This window comes from Pseudomonas sp. JS3066, assembly GCF_036328175.1.
In the GTDB taxonomy this organism is placed as follows: domain Bacteria; phylum Pseudomonadota; class Gammaproteobacteria; order Pseudomonadales; family Pseudomonadaceae; genus Metapseudomonas.
The window spans coordinates 4,877,844-4,898,021 of sequence record NZ_CP143312.1 but is presented as its reverse complement, the minus strand read 5'-3'; the positions used below and the strand labels follow the sequence as shown (position 1 = coordinate 4,898,021).

Genomic DNA, 20,178 nt, shown 5'->3' with positions numbered 1-20,178 from the left:
CCTTGTCTTTGCGTAGGGTGGATCGCGCTTCATCGATCCACCCTGCAAGGCGGTGGATGAGAAAAGCGTCATCCACCCTACGAGTGTTGTTTCTTCAGCGACCGAGGTAGACCTCGATCACCTGTTCGTTGGCTTGCACGTCGGCCAGCGAGCCTTCGGCCAGGACGTGGCCCTGGTGCAGCACGGTGACGTGGTCAGCGATTGAGCCGACGAAGCCCATGTCATGCTCCACCACCATCAGCGAATGCTGGCCGGCGAGGCTCTTGAACAGCTCGGCGGTGAACTCGGTTTCGGCATCGGTCATGCCTGCCACCGGCTCGTCGAGCAGTAGCAGTTGCGGGTCCTGCATCAGCAGCATGCCGATCTCGAGGAACTGCTTCTGGCCGTGGGAGAGCAGGCCGGCCGGGCGATTGCGCGAGGCTTCCAGGCGGATCACCGCGAGCACTTCGTCGATGCGGTCCTTCTGCTCGCCGGTGAGCTTCGCCCGCAGGCTGGCCCAGACGGATTTGTCGGTCTTCTGCGCCAGCTCCAGGTTCTCGAACACCGAGAGCGCCTCGAACACGGTGGGCTTCTGGAACTTGCGGCCGATGCCGGCCTGGGCGATTTCAACTTCGCTCATGCGGGTGAGGTCGAGTGTTTCGCCGAACCAGGCCTTGCCGGTGTCGGGTCGTGTCTTGCCGGTGATCACGTCCATCAGCGTGGTTTTGCCCGCGCCGTTGGGGCCGATGATGCAGCGCAGCTCACCGACCCCGATGTAGAGGTTGAGATCGCGCAGCGCCTTGAAGCCATCGAAGCTGACGCTGATGTCTTCCAGGGTGAGGATGGTGCCGTGGCGCACGTCCAGGCCCTGGCCAGCGGTGCGGCCGAGGCCCAGCGAGTCACGGCCGCTGCCGGCGTCGCGGTTGGGGTCGAAGGCGGGTTCGAGCATGAGTTCGGGTACCGGAGCTGCACGCATTTACTTTTCTCCCCGTTTGACCAGGCCAATCACGCCCTTGGGCAGATAGAGGGTGACCAGGATGAACAGGGCGCCGAGGAAGAACAGCCAGTACTCGGGGAAGGCTACGGTGAACCAGCTCTTCATGCCGTTGACCAGGCCGGCGCCGAGCAGTGGACCGATCAGCGAGCCGCGACCGCCGAGGGCGACCCACACGGCCGCTTCGATAGAGTTGGTGGGCGACATCTCGCTGGGATTGATGATGCCCACCTGGGGTACATAAAGCGCACCGGCCAGCCCGCAGAGCACAGCGGACAGCACCCAGATGAACAGCTTGTAACCACGCGGGTCGTAGCCGCAGAACATCAGGCGGTTCTCGGCGTCGCGCAACGCCGTGAGCACGCGGCCGAACTTGCTCCGGGCCAGACGCCAGCCGAGCAGCAGGCTGCTCACCAGTAGCGCCACCGTCGCCAGGAACAACACCGCGCGGGTGCCCGGCGCGGTAACGTCGAAGCCGAGGATGCGCTTGAAGTCGGTGAAGCCGTTGTTGCCGCCGAAGCCGGTTTCGTTACGGAAAAACAGCAGCATGCCGGCGAAGGTCAGCGCCTGGGTCATGATCGAGAAGTACACGCCCTTGATCCGCGAACGGAAGGCGAAGAAGCCGAACACCAGCGCCAGCAAGCCTGGCGCCAACACCACCAGGCACATGGCCCAGAGGAAGTGCTGGGTGCCGGCCCAGTACCAGGGCAGCTCGGTCCAGGCGAGGAAGCTCATGAAGGCCGGTAGGCCGTCGCCGGCGGCTTCGCGCATCAGGTACATGCCCATGGCATAGCCGCCCAGGGCGAAGAACAGCCCGTGGCCGAGGGACAGGAGCCCCGCGTAGCCCCAGACCAGGTCCAGGGCGAGGGCGACTATGGCGTAGCAGAGGATCTTGCCCACCAGGGTCAGGGTGTAGGCCGAGACTTGCAGCGGGTTGTCCGCCGGCAGCAGGTGCAGCAATGGCATGGCCAGCAGTAGGGCAAGCACCACCGCGCCGATGGCCAGCGAGGTGCGTGGGCCGAGGGTGGCCGTGGCGCGGGCAAGCAGGGTCTGGTTGAGTGGTTGAGTCATCAGTCGATCACCCTGCCTTTCAGTGCGAAGAGGCCCTGCGGGCGCTTCTGTATGAAGAGAATGATCAGCGCCAGGATGAGTATCTTGCCCAGCACGGCACCGATCTGCGGTTCGAGGATCTTGTTCGCCACGCCGAGACCGAAGGCAGCCAGGACGCTGCCAGCAAGCTGGCCGACGCCACCCAGCACCACTACCAGGAACGAGTCGATGATGTAGCCCTGGCCAAGGTCAGGGCCGACGTTGCCGATCTGCGACAGGGCGACGCCGCCAAGGCCGGCGATACCGGAGCCGAGGCCGAAGGCGAGCATGTCCACGCGGCCAGTGGGCACGCCGCAGCAGGCGGCCATGTTGCGGTTCTGGGTGACGGCACGCACGTTGAGGCCCAGGCGGGTCTTGTTCAGCAGCAGCCAGGTCAGGACCACCACGAACAGGGCGAAGCCGATGATCACGATGCGGTTGTACGGCAGCACGAGGTTGGGCAGCACCTGCATCCCCCCGGACAGCCAGGTGGGGTTGGCCACTTCGACGTTCTGCGCACCGAAGATCACGCGAACCAGCTGGATCAGGATGAGGCTGATGCCCCAGGTCGCCAGCAGGGTTTCCAGAGGACGGCCATAGAGGTGGCGGATCACCGTGCGCTCCAGCGCCATGCCCACCAGGGCGGTGACGAAGAAGGCCACCGGCAGCGCCACCAGCGGATAGAGCGCGAGCATTTCCGGCGCCAGGTGCTGGAAGCCCAGTTGCACCATGTAGGTGGTGTAGGCACCGAGCATCAGCATTTCGCCGTGGGCCATGTTGATCACCCCGAGCAGACCGAAGGTGATGGCCAGGCCGAGGGCCGCGAGCAGCAGGATGGAACCCAGCGACAGGCCGCTGAAGGCCTGGCCGAGTAGCTCGCCCACCAGCAGCCGGCGCTTGACCTGGGCCAGGCTGGTTTCGGCGGCGGTGCGTACGCCAGCATCGGTTTCCACGCTCGGGTCGAGCAGGGTTTCGAGACGGGTGCGGGCCAGCGGGTCGCCGGTTTCGCCGAGCAGGCGCACGGCGTTGAGGCGGATGGCAGGATCGGGGTCGACCAGCTGCAGGTTGGCCAGGGCGAGGCTGATGGCGTCGCGTACGCCGGTATCTTCTTCGGCCACCATGCGCTGGTTGAGCAATGGCAGTTGCGCGGGCTTGGCGCTCTTCTGCAATTGACGAGCGGCTTCCAGGCGCGCGGCGGGTTCGGCGGCGAGCAACTGGTGGCTGGCTTGGGCGGTGATCAGCAGGCCGCGTAGGCGGTTGTTCAGACGCAGCTTCTTCGGCGTTCCGACGGCAGCAGCATCACCTTCGGCGGCGATGAAGGCACCGTCCTGTTCGAGGAAGGCCTGTTTGGCGTCGATGGCGAAGCGGCCCTGCTGCAGGGCATCCAGTAGCGGCTGGCGCGCGGCGTCGGGCTCGGCGGCCCAGCGCTCCAGCAGTTTCGCCTGCTGCGCCGGATTGGCCGCGGCGAAGTCGTTGGCGTCGCCAGCCAGTGCTTCGAGGGGAAGCAGCAGGGCCAGGGCGAGGAGGATTCGGTAGAAGGCGGAGGGCATGGGATGGTCCTGGTTCATTGCGCGAGTAGAGGGCTGTGCCGACTGACACTTCCCTCACCCCCGGCCCCTCTCCCAGGGGGAGAGGGGTGACGTGGTGCCGGGCGCCGTGTTTCCCCGAGGCTCCGAACGATTCCCCTCTCCCTCCGGGAGAGGGGCTAGGGGGGAGGGAACCTGGTTCGGCACGGTGTCCCGGACAACCTCATTCAGCTCAGTTGCTCTTCACCGCATAGTCCGGCTTCTTGTCGTTGCCGGGGATGAAGGGACTCCAGGGCTCAGCGCGCAGCGGGCCTTCGGTCTGCCAGACCACCGAGAACTGACCGTCTTCCTGGATCTCGCCGATCATCACCGGCTTGTGCAGGTGGTGGTTGGTCTTGTCCATGGTCAGGGTGTAGCCGGACGGCGCGGCGAAGGACTGGCCGGCCAGGGCTTCGCGGACCTTGTCCACATCGGTGGTGCCGGCTTTCTCCACGGCCTGCGCCCACATATGGATGCCTACGTAGGTGGCCTCCATCGGGTCGTTGGTCACCGCAGTCTGGTAGTTGGGCAGGTTCTTGGCTTTCGCATAGGCCTTCCACTGCTCGACGAACTTGCCGTTGACCGGGTTATCCACGGACTCGAAGTAGTTCCAGGCGGCCAGGTGGCCCACCAGCGGTTTGGTGTCGATGCCGCGCAGTTCTTCCTCGCCCACCGAGAAGGCCACCACCGGTACGTCGGTGGCTTCCAGGCCCTGGTTGGCCAGTTCCTTGTAGAAGGGCACGTTGGAGTCGCCGTTGACGGTGGAGATCACTGCGGTTTTGCCGCCAGCGGAGAACTTCTTGATGTTGGCGACGATGGTTTGATAGTCGCTGTGGCCGAAGGGGGTGTAGACCTCTTCGATGTCCTTGTCGGCGATACCCTTGCTGTGCAGGAAGCTGCGCAGGATCTTGTTGGTGGTGCGCGGGTAGACGTAGTCGGTGCCCAGCAGGAAGAAGCGCTTGGCACTGCCGCCGTCTTCGCTCATCAGGTACTCGACGGCCGGAATGGCTTGCTGGTTTGGCGCGGCGCCGGTGTAGAAGACGTTGGGGGAGAGTTCTTCACCCTCGTACTGCACCGGGTAGAAGAGCAGCCCGTTGAGCTCCTCGAAGACTGGCAGCACGGACTTGCGCGATACCGAGGTCCAGCAACCGAAGACCACATCCACCTTATCCTTGGTCAGCAGCTGGCGGGCCTTCTCGGCGAACAGCGGCCAGTTGGACGCAGGGTCCACCACCACCGGCTCGAGTTGCTTGCCGTTGACGCCGCCCTTGGCGTTGATCTCGTCGATGGTCATCAGCGCCATGTCTTTGAGCGAGGTCTCGGAAATCGCCATGGTGCCGGAGAGGGAGTGCAGGATGCCGACCTTGATGGTCTCGGCCGCCTGAATAGTCCAGGACATGCCCATGGCGGCGATGGATGCGGAAAGGGTGAACGCCTTGATCAGGCTGCGACGTTGCATGGGTCGATCTCCGTTCTTATCCAAGTTTTTGAAATAACTGCGTTTATTGGTTTGGTGTCCGGGCAGTATTCAAAGGGGCTTCCTCGTCACCCTTGGGCGGGCTGCGGTCTCTGCCGAGCGCTGTGCAACATGTGCAGGGTGATCTTGCGTACTTCGGCCTTGCTGGTTTCGATATGGGTCCTCAGCAATTGCTGTGCCTCTTCGCAGCGGCGGTGCGTGATGGCCTGGAGAATTGCGGCGTGTTCGACGTAGGTGGCGTCGACACGAGGTGTCTGGGTGAAGTCCAGGCGCCGGATGATGCGGATCTTTTCGCTGACTTCACGGTGGATACGGGCCATCTCGCGATTGCCTGCGGCTTCCACCAACTGGCAATGAAAATCCTCGTCCAGGCGCGACACTTCGAAGCCGTCGTCCGGTCGCGGTTGCACCATCCAGGTGCGACTGAGCCGTTGCAGTGCCTCGGGTTGCTCGCCAGTGGGGCGGCAGCAGTGGCGACGTACGGCCTCCAGTTCCAGGACGATGCGTAGTTCGTACAGCTCTTCGAAGTGATCGAAGTCGAACGCCTTCACCTGCCAGCCGCTGCGAAAGCGCACTTCCAGGTAGCCCTCGCGCTCCAGACGATGCAGGGCCTGGCGCACCGGCGTACGACTGGCGGCCATGCGCTCGGCTATATCGCCTTCGCTGAAGCGGTCGCCGGGCAGCAGGCGGAACTCGCTGATGTCCTCCTTGAGTCGGGCGTAGATGCGTCCGGCCAGGCTGTCGGGGCGCTCCTGGCGCCCGTTGCTGGTGCTGGCGAGTTGCATGGTCAGCGCTGCTGACTGGCGATAAAGGCGCGCCAGCCACCGAAGCCGGTGATGTCGCGGGCGCCTTCCAGTGCGTAGGGCTCGCAGATGAAGCCCTTCACCCAGCGACCGTCTTCCAGCTGCAGGTTGCCGATGCCCAGCGGCGGCGGGATTTCGGCGACGAACTCGCCGAAGCGCGCCAGCGGGATGTCCCAGAGCTCGACGATCAGCGCGGCGCCATCCGGTCTGCGCGCCAGACCTGGTTTGGGCGGCACGGTGCCGGGCAGGGCGAACAGGCGGTAGTCGGTAGCGGTGCGGGTTTCTTCCACCAGCACGGCGTTTCGGGCGGTGAGCTGGAAGTTCAGCGGCATGCCTGTGAGGTGGGCGCCGACCACCGCAACGCGGACACATCCTGGCGCCTGGCTCGCGGGCGCCAGGGGCGGCAGCACGCGTCCAGTGGCGCCCAGTGGCAGGCCGAGGCTGGCTTGCCAGCGTTTGCCGAAGTCGGCTAGCGCGGCGTCGTGCCAGGCTGGGGCGAGCAGGGTGATGCCGGCCGGCAGGCCATCGGCCCGGAACCCGGCGGGCAGGGCCAGGGCGGCGAGGTCGGAGAAATTGGTGAAGTTGGTGTAGGTGCCGAACTGGGCGTTGAACAGTACCGGCTCTTCGGCCATCTCGGCGATGCGGCGGATGGTCGGCGAGGTGGGCACCACCAGGGCGTCGAAGGGTTCGAGGGCCAGGTTGATCTGGCGCGCCAGTTCGGCACGCAGGTATTCGGCGCGGTAGGCGTCGCAGACGCTGTAGTTCAGGCCGTTGGCGAGAATGCCGTGCACCACCGGATCCATGGCATCGGGCTGATCGCTGAAGATGGCGCCGGCCGCCACGGTGCGTTCGGCCACCCAGGGACCCTGGTAGAGCTGCGCGGCCAACTGGCGGAAGGGGCTGAAGTCGATTGGGGTGATCTCGGCGCCGAGGGTACGAAGTTTGTCCAGCGCGGCCTCGAAGACGGCACGGGTCTGCTCGTCACCGAAGAATTCCAGGGTGTCCGGCACTGCCAGCTTTGGCCTCGCGGACACGCCGACCGGATTGCTGTTGGGGTTTTGCCGGGAGTACGGGTCGCGGGCGTCGTAACCGCCACCAATGCGCGCGACGGTTTCCGCGTCGGCCACCGTCAAGGCGAACACCGAGATGCAGTCGATGGTGCGGCAGGCCGGCACCAGACCGGCGTTGGACAGCCAGCCCTTGGTGGGTTTCAGCCCGACGATGTTGTTGAAACCCGCTGGCACGCGGCCGGAGCCGGCGGTATCGGTGCCGAGGGAAAAGGGCACCAGGCCGCGCGCCACGACCGAGGCGGAGCCTGAACTGGAGCCGCCGCTGACGTAGTCCGGATCGAAGGTGTTGGCGACGGCCCCATAGGGCGAGCGGGTTCCCACCAGCCCAGTGGCGAACTGGTCGAGGTTGGTCTTGCCAATGACGATCGCGCCGGCTGCGCGCAGGCGGGCAACCACGTGGGCGTCGTCGATGGCTTCATACGCGAAGGCCGGGCAGGCGGCGGTGGTGGTCCAGCCCGCGGCGTCGATGTTGTCCTTGATGGCGAAGGGGACACCGTAGAGGGGCAGGCGCTCACGCCGGCCTTCGGCAGCGGTCAGCAGGTCAGCGAGTTCGATGAGCTGGGCATCGAGCTGCTCGGCGCTGGCCAGGCTGATCCAGGCGTTGTCTTCTGCATCGAGGCGCTGGAGCAGGGCGTGCAGCAAATCGGCGGGTTGCAGTTGGTCGCGGTAGGCCTGTTGCCAGTCTGAAAGGGTGAAGGCGAGAGGGGCTTCGGACATGCTCTGGAGTTCCATCTTGTATCCAAGTTGGAATTCCCTTGAGCAAGGCTGGTGCCAGAGTCTGGAAAGCCGCGCCATTGCTGGGGTCAGGGCTTATTCGCGATGTTCGCGGTGCGCCTCGATGCGCACCGCGCCAGGGCATGGGCGGCGAATCAGGACGTAGGTTGGTGCAAAGCGAAGCGAAGCCCAACGCCGAGTTGGGCATTGCGCACGAAGCTACAGCACCAGGTAATTCTTCACCCCGGTGAAGATGATCTGCGCGGCCAGGGCGCAGACGAACAGGCCCATCAGGCGACTGACGATCTGCAGGCCCTGGTCGCCGAGGATGCGTTCGATGTGGTCGGAAAGGTAGAGGATGGCTCCGACCGTGGCCGAAGCGATGGCGATGGCGAAAAGAGCCGTGAACTTGTCATTCCAGTGCACATGGCCGGCACCCATCACCAGCATGGCGCCGATGGTGCCGGGGCCGACGGTCAGCGGAATGGTCAGCGGGACGATGGTGACGTCCTGTTGCACGTTGTCCGCCTGTACTGCCGGCTTGCCCTGGGCCATGCCAAGGGCAGAGATGAACAGCACGGTGCCGGCGCCGATACGGAAGGCGTCGATGGTGATGCCGAAGACATTGAAGATGGCCTGGCCGAACAGGTAAAGCAGGGCGCTCGCCACCAGCGTACCGAGGGCGACTTTCCATGCGAGCTTCTTGCGCTCCTTCACCGTGTATCCGCGGGTCAGGCTGATGAAGCAGGAGAGCACGAAGAAGGGGCTGTAGAGCACCAGCATCTTCAGGTACAGGCTGGAAAGGCTTTCGAGCATGGGGGCATCCATTCTTGACTGCGAGGGCCGCTCATCAGTGTAGAGGCTGCCCTGCCATTGGGCGCACAACTATAACCGCGTCACCGGGGTCGGCTATACCTTCCCCCACTGGGTCGTTTCGTCGCGCAGGGAGCCGTTGATGGCGCGCATGAGCTTTACCCCCAACCTCCAGCGTCACCTCGATGTCCCCGAACTGGACGTCGCGGCTTCCTCCGTGGCCGAGGCGCTGGAAGCCGCTTTCGTCGCCAATCCACGCCTGCGCAGCTACCTGCTGGATGATCAGGGTCGCCTGCGCCGGCATGTGGCGATCTTCGTCGATGCCCAGCAGGTCAGTGACCGCCGACGCCTCAGCGATCCCGTGGGACCATCCAGTGACATCTTCGTTGTCCAGGCGCTGTCCGGCGGCTGAGCCGGCGCAAGGAGAAGGAGCATGAGCCGATGCATCCACGTGGCGACCCGCAAGGGTCTGCTGCGATTCGAGCCGAAGGGTGATGGCTGGCGACTGGCTCGCCAGGATTTCCTTGGCGAGCCGGTGAGCATGTTGCTGGCCGACCCGCGCGATGACCACCTCTATGCAGCCCTGCACCTTGGGCACTTCGGCCCCAAGTTGTGGCGCTCGGCTGATGACGGGCAGAACTGGGAGGAGATCGCCGCCCCGGCCTTCGCCCAGGTAGACGGGGGCGAGGATGGCCCCTCGGTCGAGATGATCTGGTGCCTTGAGCCGGGAGGGGCGGACCAGCCCGGAACCCTCTGGGCCGGAACCATTCCCGGGGGACTGTTCAGGTCGCGTGACCATGGTGCGTCCTGGAGCCTGGTGGACAGCCTCTGGGAACGCCCGGAGCGGGCCAACTGGTTCGGCGGAGGCTATGACCAGCCGGGCATCCACTCCATTTGCGTCGACCCGCGCAACAGTCGGCACCTGACCCTGGCAGTGTCTTGTGGCGGCGTCTGGCACAGCGAGGACGAAGGCGTCAGCTGGAGCTATCGCACCCGAGGCATGCGCGCCGCCTACATGCCGCCGGAGCGTGCCGAGGAGCCTGACATCCAGGACCCACACCGCATGGTGGCCTGCCCTGCGGACCCGGAGCGGCTCTGGGTGCAGCACCACAACGGTATCTTCGTCAGCGCCGATCGCGGATTGAACTGGCGGGAAGTGCAGCAAGCCGGGCCATCCACCTTCGGTTTCGCCGTGGCGGTGCATCCGTCCGATCCGGATTGCGCCTGGTTCGTGCCGGCGGTGAAGGACGAATGCCGCGTTCCCGCCGACCAACGCCTGCGGGTTACCCGTACGCGCGATGGCGGCAAGCGTTTCGATGTGCTCGAGCGGGGCCTGCCACAACAGCTCTGTTACGACCTGGTGTACCGGCACGGGCTGGATGTGGATGGCAGCGGGCAGCGCCTGGTGATGGGCTCCACCACCGGGCATCTGTGGGTATCCGAGGACCAGGGAGACAGCTGGAACCTTGTGGCGGGGCACCTTCCGCCGATCTTTGCGGTGAGGTTTGGGTAGGGCCTGCGGGCAGCCAGAAAACAGTCAGCAATGGCGCTGAAAACCCCCTCTCCCTCTGGGAGAGGGTTGGGGCCGCTGCGCGGCCCTTGGCGAATGAGTTCGCCCCCATAGGTCGTTCGCCCGATCAGCTATGCATCGCATGCCGTTCGCGCAGTTCCTTCTCGGCTACCCAGTATTCGATCAGCTCGCGCAGTTGCGACAGTTCAACCGGCTTGGCCATGTGGCCGTCCATGCCGGAGAGGCGGGCGCGTTCCTTGTGTTCGCTGAGGATATGGGCGGTCAGTGCGACCACCGGCGTGCGCGGGCGCTGCTCCAGGTTTTCCCAGTTGCGCAGCATCTCGGTGGCGGTAAAGCCATCGAGCACCGGCATCTCGCAATCCATCAGTACCAGGTCGTAGTGCTGGTTCTTCATTGCGCTCAGGGCTTCCTCGCCGTTGCTGGCCGTGTCCGGTTCGAGGTTCAGCTTGCTCAGCATGCCGCGAATGACCTTCGTGGAAATGCTGTTGTCTTCTGCCACCAGGATGCGGAAGTCGGTGGGCACATGCAGTGGTTCGCTGACCTGGGAGCCCGGCAGGGAGATCGAGCCGCCGTTCTTGCGCTGGTTGAGTTCGTCGGCCAGCGTGGTCTTCAGGGTGTACCCCGCCACTGGCTTGGCGAGGATGCGCTTGATGCCGGCGTTGCGCGCGATGATCTTGCTCGGTGCGTTGCTGATGCCGGTAAGCATGATGATCAGAATGTCGTGGTTGAGGCTGGGGTCTTCCTTGATCTTGGCGGCCAACTGCATGCCGGTCATGCCGGGCATGTCCTGGTCCAGCAGGACCACGTCGAAATACTCGCGCAAGTGCGCCTTGGTTCGCAGCAGGGCCAGGGCTTCCTTCCCGGACGGCACGGCGCTGACCTGCAAGCCCCAGGCGCCGCATTGCTGGACCAGTACCTTGCGGCAGGTGTCGTTGTCGTCCACCACGAGCAGGCGCGCGCCTTCCAGCGGGCTGTCGAGGTCGGCGGCCGGGCGCTCGAGGTGCTGGGCGTCGAGCGGCAGCGTCAACCACAGCGTGCTGCCTTGCCCTGCGCCACTCTGGATGCCGAACTCGCCCTCCATCAGGCGTACCAACTGGCGGGCGATGACCAGGCCCAGGCGGCCGCCGAGTTTGGAGGAGGCGAGGAAGTCGCTGCTCTGTACTTCGGCGTTGAGCAGGGCGGAGCGCTCGCCGGCTTCCAGGGGGCGACCGCTGTCCTGCACGGCGATGCGCAGGCGGGGCTGGGTGCTGCTGTTGTCCAGGGCCACCACCAGCAGGATTTCGCCTTCGTCGGTCTGCTTGAAGGCGTTGTCGAGCAGGCTCAGGAGAATCTGACGCAGCCGCGTGGGGTCGCCGCTGACCACGCGGGGTACCTGGGGTTGCATGAAGCTGATGAGTTCGACCCGCTGCTGCTCGGCCTTGGCGCGGAAGATGTCGAGACAGTCGTCGATCAGGGCGTTGAGATCGAACTGCACGTCGTCCAGTTCGATCTGCCCGGATTCCAGCTTGGAGATGTCGAGGATTTCGTTGATCAGGGTGAGCAGTTCGTTACCCGAGCTGTGGATGGTTTGCACGTAGTCGCGCTGCTTGGCCGACAGCGGTGTGCCGAGGAGCAGCTCGGTCATGCCCAGTACGCCGTTCATCGGCGTGCGAATTTCGTGGCTGATCTTGGCGAGGAACTCGCCCTTGGCCTTGAGCTCGGCGGAGCTGGCGGCCAGGGCACGGCTGGCGCTGAAGACCTCGTTCTGGATGCGTCGCTGGCGTTCACTCAGGGCCATGCTGAGGAATACGCCGCTGATCGTGGAGATTGCCAGCAGGGTGTAGGCCAGCCAGTCGGACTGCAGCTGCCAGTAGCCGAACAGGGCGGGCAGGGCGCCGAGAATGGCAATGCAGAACACACCCAGGGCCAGACTGAACAGCCGTGCCGGGCGGTAGCCTTGGCGCCAGTGGAGGATGGCGAACACGAACATGCTCAGGCTGGCGATGGCGGCCATCACATAGACCAGTTGGTTGAATTGCAACTCGGTGACGATCAGCAACAGGGCGGCGGTGAGGCTGATCAGCACGATCTCGCCCAGAAGCAGGCCGGTCAGCGGCGTGCTCGGGCAGACCTTGTGGAAGAAGCTGACGGTGAAGGCCAGGGCACAGACCATGGCCATCAGCATGGAGAGATTGGCGATCTGTGGTTGCGCGCTCTGCCAGTCACCCAGCCAGGGCGAACTGATGCCCAGCAGGCTGACGCCGGTGACCATCAGGCAACCCTGCGCGGCGGCGAGCCAGAGGCTGACAGCTGCGCGGGAATACGCGTAGCGCACCAGGTTGTAGTACACCAGCATGCCCAGGCCGCCGAGCATCAGGCCAAAAAGCAGCGGGCGGGTGTCGTCCGCTGCCATCAGCGCCGAGGAACGCAGTTCCACGGTCGGACGCAGGGCATGTTCCGAGGCCATGCGCAGGTAGATGTCCAGCGGTTCCTGCTGTACCGGAAGCGGCAGGAGGAAGTCGCGGCTGGGCAATGGGCGCTCGCTGAAGGGCAGGCGGCTGCCGGTGCGGGTGTGGGCGACCAGTTCATCGCCCCTGAGGACGTAGAGGTCGAGATAGGCCAGGTAGGGGGCGAAGACCCGCAGCAGCTGTTCCTGCTGGCTGGGGGGGAGGCGGTAATGCAGCCAGAGCGCGCTGCTGCCGCCGGGAGTGTAAAGCTGGTCGAGGTCGACCGGGGTGAACTGGGAAAGGGCCTGCTGGGTGCGGATTTCCTGCAGCTGCAGGTTGGCGCTCGGATCGAGCAGCATGCTCCACTGCCGCTCCCCGGCCGCCTGGGCGGGCAGCAGATAAAACAGGGCCAGAAGCAGGCTGGCGATCAATGCTGTGGCAATCCTGAGCCGGGGCACGTTCGAGGTCCCTTCGTGGGTGAGTGGCCGGATTATAGTCAAGGCCATCTCGTGCGGAATATGACCAAGGCGGCCATCGGGCCGCCTTGGTGAGCACTATCTATTGACTTCTTACCCTTCGCCGCGTTCCCGGGCAATGGCCCTGTAGCCGATATCCTTGCGATAGAAGCAGCCGTTCCAACGGATCTTCTCCGCCAGACGATAGGCCTGCTGCTGGGCGTCGGAGACGCTGGCGCCGATGGCGGTGGCGCAAAGCACGCGACCGCCGGCGGTGACGATGTTGCCGTCCTTCAGCGCGGTGCCGGCATGGAACACCTTGCCGTCCAGGGCTGCGGCATCGGCCAGGCCTTCGATGACGTCACCCTTGGCATAGTCGCCCGGGTAGCCGCCTGCGGCCAGTACCACGCCAACGGTGGGGCGCGGGTCCCAGGTGGCTTCGACCTTGTCCAGGGCCTTGGCCAGGGCGGCCTCCACCAGCAGGACCAGGGACGATTCCAGGCGCACCATAATGGGCTGGGTTTCCGGATCACCGAAGCGGCAGTTGAATTCGATGACCTTGGGCGCGCCGCTCTTGTCGATCATCAGACCGGCATAGAGGAAGCCGGTGTAGACGTTGCCCTCCTCGGCCATGCCGCGCACGGTCGGGTAGATGACTTCGTCCATCACGCGCTGGTGCACTTGGGCAGTGACCACCGGAGCGGGGGAATAGGCGCCCATGCCGCCGGTGTTCGGGCCGCTGTCGCCGTCGCCCACGCGCTTGTGGTCCTGGCTGGTGGCCATGGGCAGCACATTCTGGCCGTCGACCATGACGATGAAGCTGGCTTCTTCGCCATCGAGGAACTCCTCGATCACCACGCGCGAGCCGGCGTCACCGAAGGCATTGCCGGCGAGCATGTCGCGTACGGCGGCTTCGGCCTCTTCCAGGGTCATCGCGACGATCACGCCCTTGCCAGCGGCCAGGCCGTCGGCCTTGATGACGATGGGGGCGCCTTTCTCACGCAGGTAGGCCAGGGCCGGTTCTACCTCGGTGAAGTTCTGGTAGTCGGCGGTGGGGATCTTGTGGCGGGCCAGGAAGTCCTTGGTGAAGGCCTTGGAGCCTTCCAGCTGGGCAGCACCGGCGGTGGGGCCGAAGATGTCCAGGCCGCGCGAGCGGAACAGGTCGACCACGCCTTTCACCAGCGGCGCTTCCGGGCCGACGATGGTCAACTGGACGTTCTGGGCCGCGAAATCGGCCAGTTGTTCCAGGGCCAGCACGTCGATAGCGACGTTTTCGCACTTGGCTTCGGTCGCGGTGCCGGCGTTGCCCGGGGCGACGAAGACCTTCTCGACGCGCGGGTCCTGGGCCACTTTCCAGGCCAGGGCGTGTTCACGACCGCCGCTGCCGATAATGAGTACGTTCATTGAATTCTCCTTCAGGAGGCGGGCCTGGGGCCCCAACGGTGGATGAGAAGAGCGTCATCCACCCTACAAAAGCTACGAATCTTCTACGACGGACTGTAGGGCGCGCGATGGAGCGGGTAGATGCAAGGCGTCCGGTCCTTCACCACGCGGAGTTGCCTTCTGGCAATGAGCATTGGGGAAGGGCCGGACAACGCAGCAGATGCCCGCTTCAGTGCGTCCCTGTCACTCAGTGGCGGAAGTGGCGCATGCCGGTGAACACCATCGCGATGCCGGCTTCGTCGGCGGCGGCGATGACTTCGTTGTCACGCATGGAGCCGCCCGGCTGGATCACGGCGGTGATGCCGGCCTTGGCCGCATTGTCGATGCCGTCGCGGAACGGGAAGAAAGCGTCGGAAGCCATGACCGCACCCTTCACCTCAAGACCGGCATGCTCGGCCTTGATGGCGGCGATGCGGGCGGAGTTGACGCGGCTCATCTGGCCGGCGCCGACGCCGACGGTCTGACGGTTCTTGGCGTAGACGATGGCGTTGGACTTGACGAACTTGGCCACTTTCCAGGCGAAGATCAGGTCGTGGATTTCCTGCTCGCTCGGGGCGCGCTGGGTGACGATCTTCAGGTCTTCTGCCTTGATCATGCCGATGTCGCGGCTCTGTACCAGCAGGCCGCCGTTGACGCGCTTGAAGTCCCAGCCTGCGGCACGCTCAGCCGGCCATTCACCGCATTCCAGCAGGCGCACGTTGGCCTTGGCAGCGACCACTTCACGAGCGGCGGCGGAGATTTTCGGCGCGATGATGACTTCGACGAACTGGCGCTCGACGATGGCCTTGGCGGTATCAAAGTCCAGTTCGCGGTTGAAGGCGATGATGCCGCCGAAAGCGGATTCGGTGTCGGTGGCGTAGGCCAGGTCGTAGGCCTTGCGAATGCCGCCTTCGTTTTCCGGTACCACGGCCACGCCGCACGGGTTGGCGTGCTTGACGATGACGCAGGCCGGCTTGACGAAGCTCTTCACGCACTCCAGCGCGGCGTCGGTATCAGCCACGTTGTTGAAGGAGAGTTCCTTGCCCTGCAGCTGCACGGCGGTGGAGACGCTGGCCTCGCCCTTTTTCGCTTCTACATAGAACGCCGCGCTCTGGTGCGGGTTCTCGCCGTAGCGCATTTCCTGGGCCTTGACGAACTGGCTGTTGAAGGTGCGCGGGAAGGCGCCACGACCTTCGGTGGAGAGGGTGTCGCGGGCCTGGTCGATGGTGCCCAGGTAGTTGGCGATCATGCCGTCGTAGGCGGAGGTGTGCTCGAACGCCTTGAGGGCCAGGTCGAAACGCTGCGCGTAGGTCAGGCCACCAGCCTTCAGGCCTTCGAGGACGCTGGCATAGTCGCTGGCGTTGACCACGATGGCGACGTCCTTGTGGTTCTTCGCGGCGCTGCGGACCATGGTCGGACCGCCGATGTCGATGTTCTCGATGGCTGTCGGCAGGTCGCAGTCAGGCTTGGCGACAGTGGCTTCGAAGGGGTACAGGTTGACCGCGACCAGGTCGATCGGCTTGATGCCGTGCTGTTCCATCACCGCGCCATCGAGGTCGCGACGGCCAAGGATGCCGCCGTGGATCTTCGGGTGCAGGGTCTTCACGCGGCCGTCCATCATTTCCGGGAAACCGGTGTAGTCGGCGACTTCCACGGCGGCGATGCCGTTGTCCTTGAGCAGCTTGTAGGTACCGCCGGTGGAGAGGATCTCTACGCCGAGGGCAGCCAGTTCACGGGCGAACTCGACGATGCCGGTCTTGTCGGAAACGCTGATCAGGGCGCGGCGAACGGGAAGGCGGGTGGTCTGGTCGGTCATTTCGGAACCATTCGAGTGGGAGAAGATTTAGCGGTTGGGCCTGAAACCGGAAGCCGGAAGGCTGAGCGTCGGGTCTGGTTCCCGCTTCAGGCTTCCGGCTTCAGGTTCCCGCCTTTCAGAGCAGGTCGTATTGCTTGAGCTTCTTTCGCAGCGTGCCCCGGTTGAGGCCGAGCATTTCGGAAGCCTTGGTCTGGTTACCCTTGACGTAATTCATCACGGATTCCAGCAGCGGCGCCTCCACTTCGGAAAGCACCAGGTTGTACACGTCCGTGACGGCGGCGCCCTCAAGATGGGCGAAATAATTGTGCAGCGCCTTTTCGACGCTGCCGCGCAGGGTCTGGCCCTCAGCGGTAGGTGCCGTCAGGTGCTGTTTAAGGTTGGCGGTGTCGCTCACGGGTGTTGCCCCATCAAAAAAATTCTCGGTCATCGTCGTCATGCGGCCTTTTCCCCTTCGTTGTGACGCTCGGCGAAGAACTCCCGAACGTTGGCGCACTGCGCGTCCGTGGACTCCAAACGATTGAACTTGGCGCGAAACTCCCTGGCGCCCGGCAGGGTTGCCAGATACCAGCCGACATGCTTGCGGGCGATGCGAACGCCCATCTCGTCGCCGTAGAAGGCGTGCAGTGCGGCCAGGTGCTCCAGCAGTATCTGTTCCACTTCGATCAAGCCCGGCGCCGGCAGAAGTTCACCGGTCGTCAGGTAATGCGCGATCTCGCGGAATATCCAGGGTCGCCCCTGGGCCGCTCGACCGATCAGCAGGGCATCGGCACCGGTGGCGTCGAGGACCTGCCTGGCTTTCTGTGGCGAATCGATATCGCCGTTGGCAAAGACCGGAATGGACACCGCCTGCTTGATCGCAGCGATGGTGTCGTACTCGGCTTCGCCCGTGTACAGGTCTGCGCGGGTCCGGCCGTGGACGGCCAGGGCCCGGATGCCAGCCTGTTCGGCGATTTTCGCCACGTTGATGCCGTTCCTGTTCGATCGGTCCCAACCGGTGCGGATCTTCAGGGTGACGGGCACATCGACGGCCTTGACCACGGCGTTGAGGATATCGGCCACCAGGGCTTCGTCCTTCATCAGCGCCGAGCCGGCGGCCTTGTTGCAGACCTTCTTCGCCGGGCAGCCCATGTTGATATCGATGATCTGGGCACCGAGATCAACATTAGCCCTGGCCGCTTCGGCCAGCATCTCCGGATCACCGCCGGCTATCTGGACGGAACGGGGCTCCGGGTCGCCCTCGTGGAGCAGGCGCAGCCGCGACTTGCGGCTGTTCCACAGGCGCACGTCGCTGGTGACCATTTCCGATACCACCATGCCGGCGCCAAGACGGCGGCACAGCAGACGGAACGGCCGGTCGGTCACACCCGCCATGGGGGCGAGAATCACTGGATTGGGCAAGGCATAAGGGCCAATGCTAACCGCCGACATAGGTCTTCCCTGTTTGGGGCCTGCTCAGTTGAGTGCTGGGGGAGTTCGAAAAAGGGTGGGCATGATACCCGCTCTCGGTGACTGGATAAAGGCTGTTTTGAACAAATTCTGAACAGCCCTGTGCTTATCGCCGGGAGTTAGAAAACGCCTGGAGACTCCGGAATCCGGCGTCTCCAGCTTATTCGGGGGAGTGGAAGCTGAGGCTGTAGTTCACAGCCTTGGTGCCTGGGTCGAGGATGTCCAGGCTGATGTGGATAGGGGTTTGCGGAGGCATTTCCGCCTGTCCGGCCAGTTCGCCGGAAAGGTATTCGCCTGGCTTGAAGCGACGGCTGGCCAGTAATTGGCCATTGATGTCGGCAAAGCGCAGCTCCAGCAGTGGGAACGGCTGGGCGAAGGCGGCGCGGTTGTAGAGGATGGCGTCGACCACGAGGGCGCCGGAGAACTCGGGGTGGCTGCGCACCACGAGGTTGCTGCTCTTGATCAGGTCGATATCCACCTTGGAGGGCAGCTGGCAGCCGATTTCCGGGCAGATTTGCTGGAACCAGGGGCGGTACTGGTCCTGCCGGGCCAGTTCATCGAAGTGGTACCAGATGTACTGGGTGGACAGTGCGCCGATTGCGATCAGGTTCAGCAGGAACCAGCCGATCCAGCGGCCCCAGGGGCGTCTGCTTTCCTGCCAGTCCAGCTGCAGCGGCTCGTCATTCAGGTCGAGGAGGCCGTCGTCGCGGAGGGCAGGTTCGTTGCGCGAGTGTTGCTGGCGCACGGGCTCGGTAGCAGGCGGCTCGTCCAGCTCGTCGTCATCGTCACGCAGGTCTTCGGGTTCGTCGTCGCGGGCTGAACCCAGGCTGAAGTCCGGGCCGGGCTCGTCCTCTACCAGGTCCATGGACAGGCTGGGTTCGGTGCGCTCTGCCGGAGCAGGCTTGGGCGGCTCCACTGGCGTGCGACTCACCGGCTCGGCAACTGGCTCGGCGCGCAGTTCGAAGTCAGGCCCAGCTTCGGGTTCGTGCTCGTCGTCCCGCTCGGCGGCCAGTTCCGCAGAGGGCTCCTCGGCCTCCAGCAGAGCTTCGGCCCAACCTTCATCGTGACGCGGCGTCGGTTGCTTTTCGGTCCGCACGGGTGCGGCGGGGCCCAGCAGGTCACGGGACAGGCGCTGCTCTTCCTGCTCCAGCTTGGCCAGTTCTTCGTCCAGGTCGAGGCTGTCGAGGTCCAGGTCGTCGTGAATCCACAGGGTGTCGCTACTGGCTGGCTTGACCGGCGTCGTCTGCGGTGCAACCGGCGGCTTGAGCACGGTGGCGACGCTGGGCACTGGCGCGGCCGGTGCCTGGGGTGTTGCCGGCCTGGGTGGCGCTGTCGGTGCCGCGGGCTTGGGCTTCGGGGTCGCCGGCGCTATCGCCTGGCCCTTGGCCGCCAACAGCTGCTGAGCCGCATTGAACACATGCAGACAGGCGCCACAGCGCACGGCGCCATGGGCTACGGCGAGCTGTGCGCGGCTGACGCGGAAACTGGTCTGGCAATGCGGGCACTGGGTGACGAAGCTGTCGGTCATGCGGCGATCCGGTCGAAACGAAAGGCTATTTTACTCGATCTGCTGGCTTTCAGCGGCGCACGCCACTGATGCGTACCCAGCCGTCCTTCTCTGCAGTAGGGTCGAGGTCGAAGGCGCCGGCATAGGCCGTGCGCACTTCCTCGGCCTGCTCGGCGAGGATGCCGGACAGCGCCAGGCGTCCGCCGGCTGCCACGAGGCTGGTGAGCTGTGGCGCCAGCGAGACCAGCGGGCCGGCAAGGATATTCGCCACTACCACTTCGGCGGGTTTGGCTGGAAGGTCGGCCGGCAGGTAGACCGGGAAGCGCGCCGGGTCGATGCCGTTGCGCGAGGCATTGTCGCGGGAGGCTTCCAGGGCTTGCGGGTCGATGTCGGTGCCGACTGCCTGGCGCGCACCCAGGAGCAGCGCGGCGATGGCGAGGATGCCCGAGCCGCAGCCGAAATCCAGTACTTCGCAGCCGTCGAGGTCCTGGCCATCGAGCCATTCCAGGCAGAGGGCGGTGGTTGGATGCGTGCCAGTGCCGAACGCCAGGCCCGGGTCCAGCAGGAGGTTCACCGCGCCCGGCTCGGGGGCGTCGTGCCAGCTCGGTACGATCCACAGGCGGCGGCCGAAGCGCATGGGCTGGAAGTTGTCCATCCAGCTGCGTTCCCAGTCCTGGTCTTCGATGCGCTCGATCTGGTGCTCCGGTAGCGCGCCGCCGGTCAGCAGTTCCAGGTGCGCCACCAGGTTGGCTTCGTCGGTATCGGCCTCGAACAGGGCGAGCAGATGGGTATTGGACCAGAGTGGGGTGGTCCCCAGGTCCGGTTCGAAGATCGGTTGATCTTCGGCGTCCATGAAGGTTACCGAGACAGCGCCCACTTCCAGCAGGGCGTCCTCGTAGGTTTCCGCCTGTTCCGGGGTGATGGCGAGTCGAACTTGTAACCAGGGCATGACGGGACCTCTTGAAAATTCAGCGTGCACATGCGGCAGGCGCGCAAGCTTACTTGAGCACAGGCCGGAAAAACACAAGGGCCGCCATATGGCAGCCCCTGTGATCGTGGATCAGGCACCCT

At 64.8% G+C, this 20,178-nt stretch carries 16 protein-coding genes; 2 read left to right on the top strand and 14 right to left on the bottom strand.

Going from position 1 to position 20,178, the window contains the following annotated elements:
• Positions 1 to 94: 94 nt before the first annotated feature.
• The 7 genes from urtD to SA496_RS23095 form a co-directional block, all read right to left on the bottom strand.
• A complete protein-coding gene (gene urtD / locus SA496_RS23125) occupies positions 95 to 955 on the bottom strand; it encodes an urea ABC transporter ATP-binding protein UrtD (protein ID WP_153918068.1) in 861 nt (286 codons plus the stop codon).
• Positions 956 to 2,044 carry an urea ABC transporter permease subunit UrtC gene (gene urtC / locus SA496_RS23120; RefSeq protein WP_330114534.1) on the bottom strand — a complete coding sequence of 363 codons (1,089 nt, stop codon included), beginning with the start codon at positions 2,042 to 2,044 and terminating at the stop codon, positions 956 to 958. It abuts the gene before it with no gap.
• Positions 2,044 to 3,612: an urea ABC transporter permease subunit UrtB gene (gene urtB / locus SA496_RS23115; RefSeq protein WP_120655341.1), complete on the bottom strand. Its 1,569-nt coding sequence runs from the start codon at positions 3,610 to 3,612 to the stop codon at positions 2,044 to 2,046. The genes urtC and urtB overlap by 1 nt, the downstream gene beginning before the upstream one ends.
• A 208-nt stretch (positions 3,613 to 3,820) precedes the next feature.
• The gene (gene urtA, locus SA496_RS23110; RefSeq protein WP_120654303.1) at positions 3,821 to 5,086 is read right to left on the bottom strand and encodes an urea ABC transporter substrate-binding protein; all 1,266 of its coding nucleotides are present in this window, start codon (positions 5,084 to 5,086) and stop codon (positions 3,821 to 3,823) included.
• A gap of 86 nt (positions 5,087 to 5,172) precedes the next feature.
• Positions 5,173 to 5,889 carry a GntR family transcriptional regulator gene (locus tag SA496_RS23105; RefSeq protein WP_120654304.1) on the bottom strand — a complete coding sequence of 239 codons (717 nt, stop codon included), beginning with the start codon at positions 5,887 to 5,889 and terminating at the stop codon, positions 5,173 to 5,175.
• A 2-nt stretch (positions 5,890 to 5,891) separates the two neighbouring features.
• Positions 5,892 to 7,694 carry an allophanate hydrolase gene (gene atzF, locus SA496_RS23100; RefSeq protein WP_330114533.1) on the bottom strand — a complete coding sequence of 601 codons (1,803 nt, stop codon included), beginning with the start codon at positions 7,692 to 7,694 and terminating at the stop codon, positions 5,892 to 5,894.
• A gap of 216 nt (positions 7,695 to 7,910) precedes the next feature.
• The gene (locus SA496_RS23095; RefSeq protein ID WP_120654306.1) at positions 7,911 to 8,507 is read right to left on the bottom strand and encodes a MarC family protein; all 597 of its coding nucleotides are present in this window, start codon (positions 8,505 to 8,507) and stop codon (positions 7,911 to 7,913) included.
• A gap of 139 nt (positions 8,508 to 8,646) precedes the next feature.
• On the opposite strand from SA496_RS23095, the gene SA496_RS23090 reads away from it, so the two are divergent.
• Both SA496_RS23090 and SA496_RS23085 read left to right on the top strand, forming a co-directional pair.
• Positions 8,647 to 8,916: a MoaD/ThiS family protein gene (locus SA496_RS23090; protein WP_120654307.1), complete on the top strand. Its 270-nt coding sequence runs from the start codon at positions 8,647 to 8,649 to the stop codon at positions 8,914 to 8,916.
• Between the two features lie 21 nt (positions 8,917 to 8,937).
• Complete coding sequence (locus SA496_RS23085) at positions 8,938 to 10,017, top strand: WD40/YVTN/BNR-like repeat-containing protein (RefSeq protein ID WP_120654308.1); 1,080 nt, start codon at positions 8,938 to 8,940, stop codon at positions 10,015 to 10,017.
• A gap of 124 nt (positions 10,018 to 10,141) precedes the next feature.
• Here SA496_RS23085 and SA496_RS23080 read toward each other — a convergent pair whose 3' ends face one another.
• From SA496_RS23080 to prmA, 7 genes are all read right to left on the bottom strand, one after another.
• Positions 10,142 to 12,919, bottom strand: a complete 2,778-nt coding sequence (locus SA496_RS23080; RefSeq protein ID WP_120654309.1) for a hybrid sensor histidine kinase/response regulator — start codon at positions 12,917 to 12,919, stop codon at positions 10,142 to 10,144.
• Between the two features lie 111 nt (positions 12,920 to 13,030).
• Complete coding sequence (gene purD, locus SA496_RS23075) at positions 13,031 to 14,320, bottom strand: phosphoribosylamine--glycine ligase (protein ID WP_120654310.1); 1,290 nt, start codon at positions 14,318 to 14,320, stop codon at positions 13,031 to 13,033.
• A 226-nt stretch (positions 14,321 to 14,546) separates the two neighbouring features.
• Positions 14,547 to 16,154, bottom strand: a complete 1,608-nt coding sequence (gene purH / locus SA496_RS23070; protein WP_330114532.1) for a bifunctional phosphoribosylaminoimidazolecarboxamide formyltransferase/IMP cyclohydrolase — start codon at positions 16,152 to 16,154, stop codon at positions 14,547 to 14,549.
• Positions 16,155 to 16,269: 115 nt separating this feature from the next.
• Positions 16,270 to 16,590 carry a DNA-binding transcriptional regulator Fis gene (gene fis, locus SA496_RS23065; protein ID WP_120654312.1) on the bottom strand — a complete coding sequence of 107 codons (321 nt, stop codon included), beginning with the start codon at positions 16,588 to 16,590 and terminating at the stop codon, positions 16,270 to 16,272.
• The gene (gene dusB / locus SA496_RS23060) at positions 16,587 to 17,582 is read right to left on the bottom strand and encodes a tRNA dihydrouridine synthase DusB (protein ID WP_330114531.1); all 996 of its coding nucleotides are present in this window, start codon (positions 17,580 to 17,582) and stop codon (positions 16,587 to 16,589) included. The genes fis and dusB overlap by 4 nt, the downstream gene beginning before the upstream one ends.
• 178 nt (positions 17,583 to 17,760) lie before the next feature.
• Positions 17,761 to 19,128, bottom strand: coding sequence for a DUF3426 domain-containing protein (locus tag SA496_RS23055; RefSeq protein ID WP_330114530.1), 1,368 nt, complete (start codon positions 19,126 to 19,128; stop codon positions 17,761 to 17,763).
• Positions 19,129 to 19,177: 49 nt separating this feature from the next.
• Positions 19,178 to 20,056 (bottom strand): 50S ribosomal protein L11 methyltransferase, encoded by an 879-nt coding sequence (gene prmA / locus SA496_RS23050; RefSeq protein ID WP_330114529.1) that lies wholly within the window; start codon positions 20,054 to 20,056, stop codon positions 19,178 to 19,180.
• Positions 20,057 to 20,178 lie beyond the last annotated feature (122 nt).

Bases quoted from the DNA above. Each gene is read 5' to 3' on its own strand.
- urtD (WP_153918068.1), bottom strand. From the start codon at position 955: ATGCGTGCAGCTCCGGTACCCGAACTCATGCTCGAACCCGCCTTCGAC.
- urtC (WP_330114534.1), bottom strand. From the start codon at position 2,044: ATGACTCAACCACTCAACCAGACCCTGCTTGCCCGCGCCACGGCCACC.
- urtB (WP_120655341.1), bottom strand. From the start codon at position 3,612: ATGCCCTCCGCCTTCTACCGAATCCTCCTCGCCCTGGCCCTGCTGCTT.
- urtA (WP_120654303.1), bottom strand. From the start codon at position 5,086: ATGCAACGTCGCAGCCTGATCAAGGCGTTCACCCTTTCCGCATCCATC.
- SA496_RS23105 (WP_120654304.1), bottom strand. From the start codon at position 5,889: ATGCAACTCGCCAGCACCAGCAACGGGCGCCAGGAGCGCCCCGACAGC.
- atzF (WP_330114533.1), bottom strand. From the start codon at position 7,694: ATGTCCGAAGCCCCTCTCGCCTTCACCCTTTCAGACTGGCAACAGGCC.
- SA496_RS23095 (WP_120654306.1), bottom strand. From the start codon at position 8,507: ATGCTCGAAAGCCTTTCCAGCCTGTACCTGAAGATGCTGGTGCTCTAC.
- SA496_RS23090 (WP_120654307.1), top strand. From the start codon at position 8,647: ATGGCGCGCATGAGCTTTACCCCCAACCTCCAGCGTCACCTCGATGTC.
- SA496_RS23085 (WP_120654308.1), top strand. From the start codon at position 8,938: ATGAGCCGATGCATCCACGTGGCGACCCGCAAGGGTCTGCTGCGATTC.
- purD (WP_120654310.1), bottom strand. From the start codon at position 14,320: ATGAACGTACTCATTATCGGCAGCGGCGGTCGTGAACACGCCCTGGCC.
- purH (WP_330114532.1), bottom strand. From the start codon at position 16,154: ATGACCGACCAGACCACCCGCCTTCCCGTTCGCCGCGCCCTGATCAGC.
- fis (WP_120654312.1), bottom strand. From the start codon at position 16,590: ATGACGACGATGACCGAGAATTTTTTTGATGGGGCAACACCCGTGAGC.
- dusB (WP_330114531.1), bottom strand. From the start codon at position 17,582: ATGTCGGCGGTTAGCATTGGCCCTTATGCCTTGCCCAATCCAGTGATT.
- SA496_RS23055 (WP_330114530.1), bottom strand. From the start codon at position 19,128: ATGACCGACAGCTTCGTCACCCAGTGCCCGCATTGCCAGACCAGTTTC.
- prmA (WP_330114529.1), bottom strand. From the start codon at position 20,056: ATGCCCTGGTTACAAGTTCGACTCGCCATCACCCCGGAACAGGCGGAA.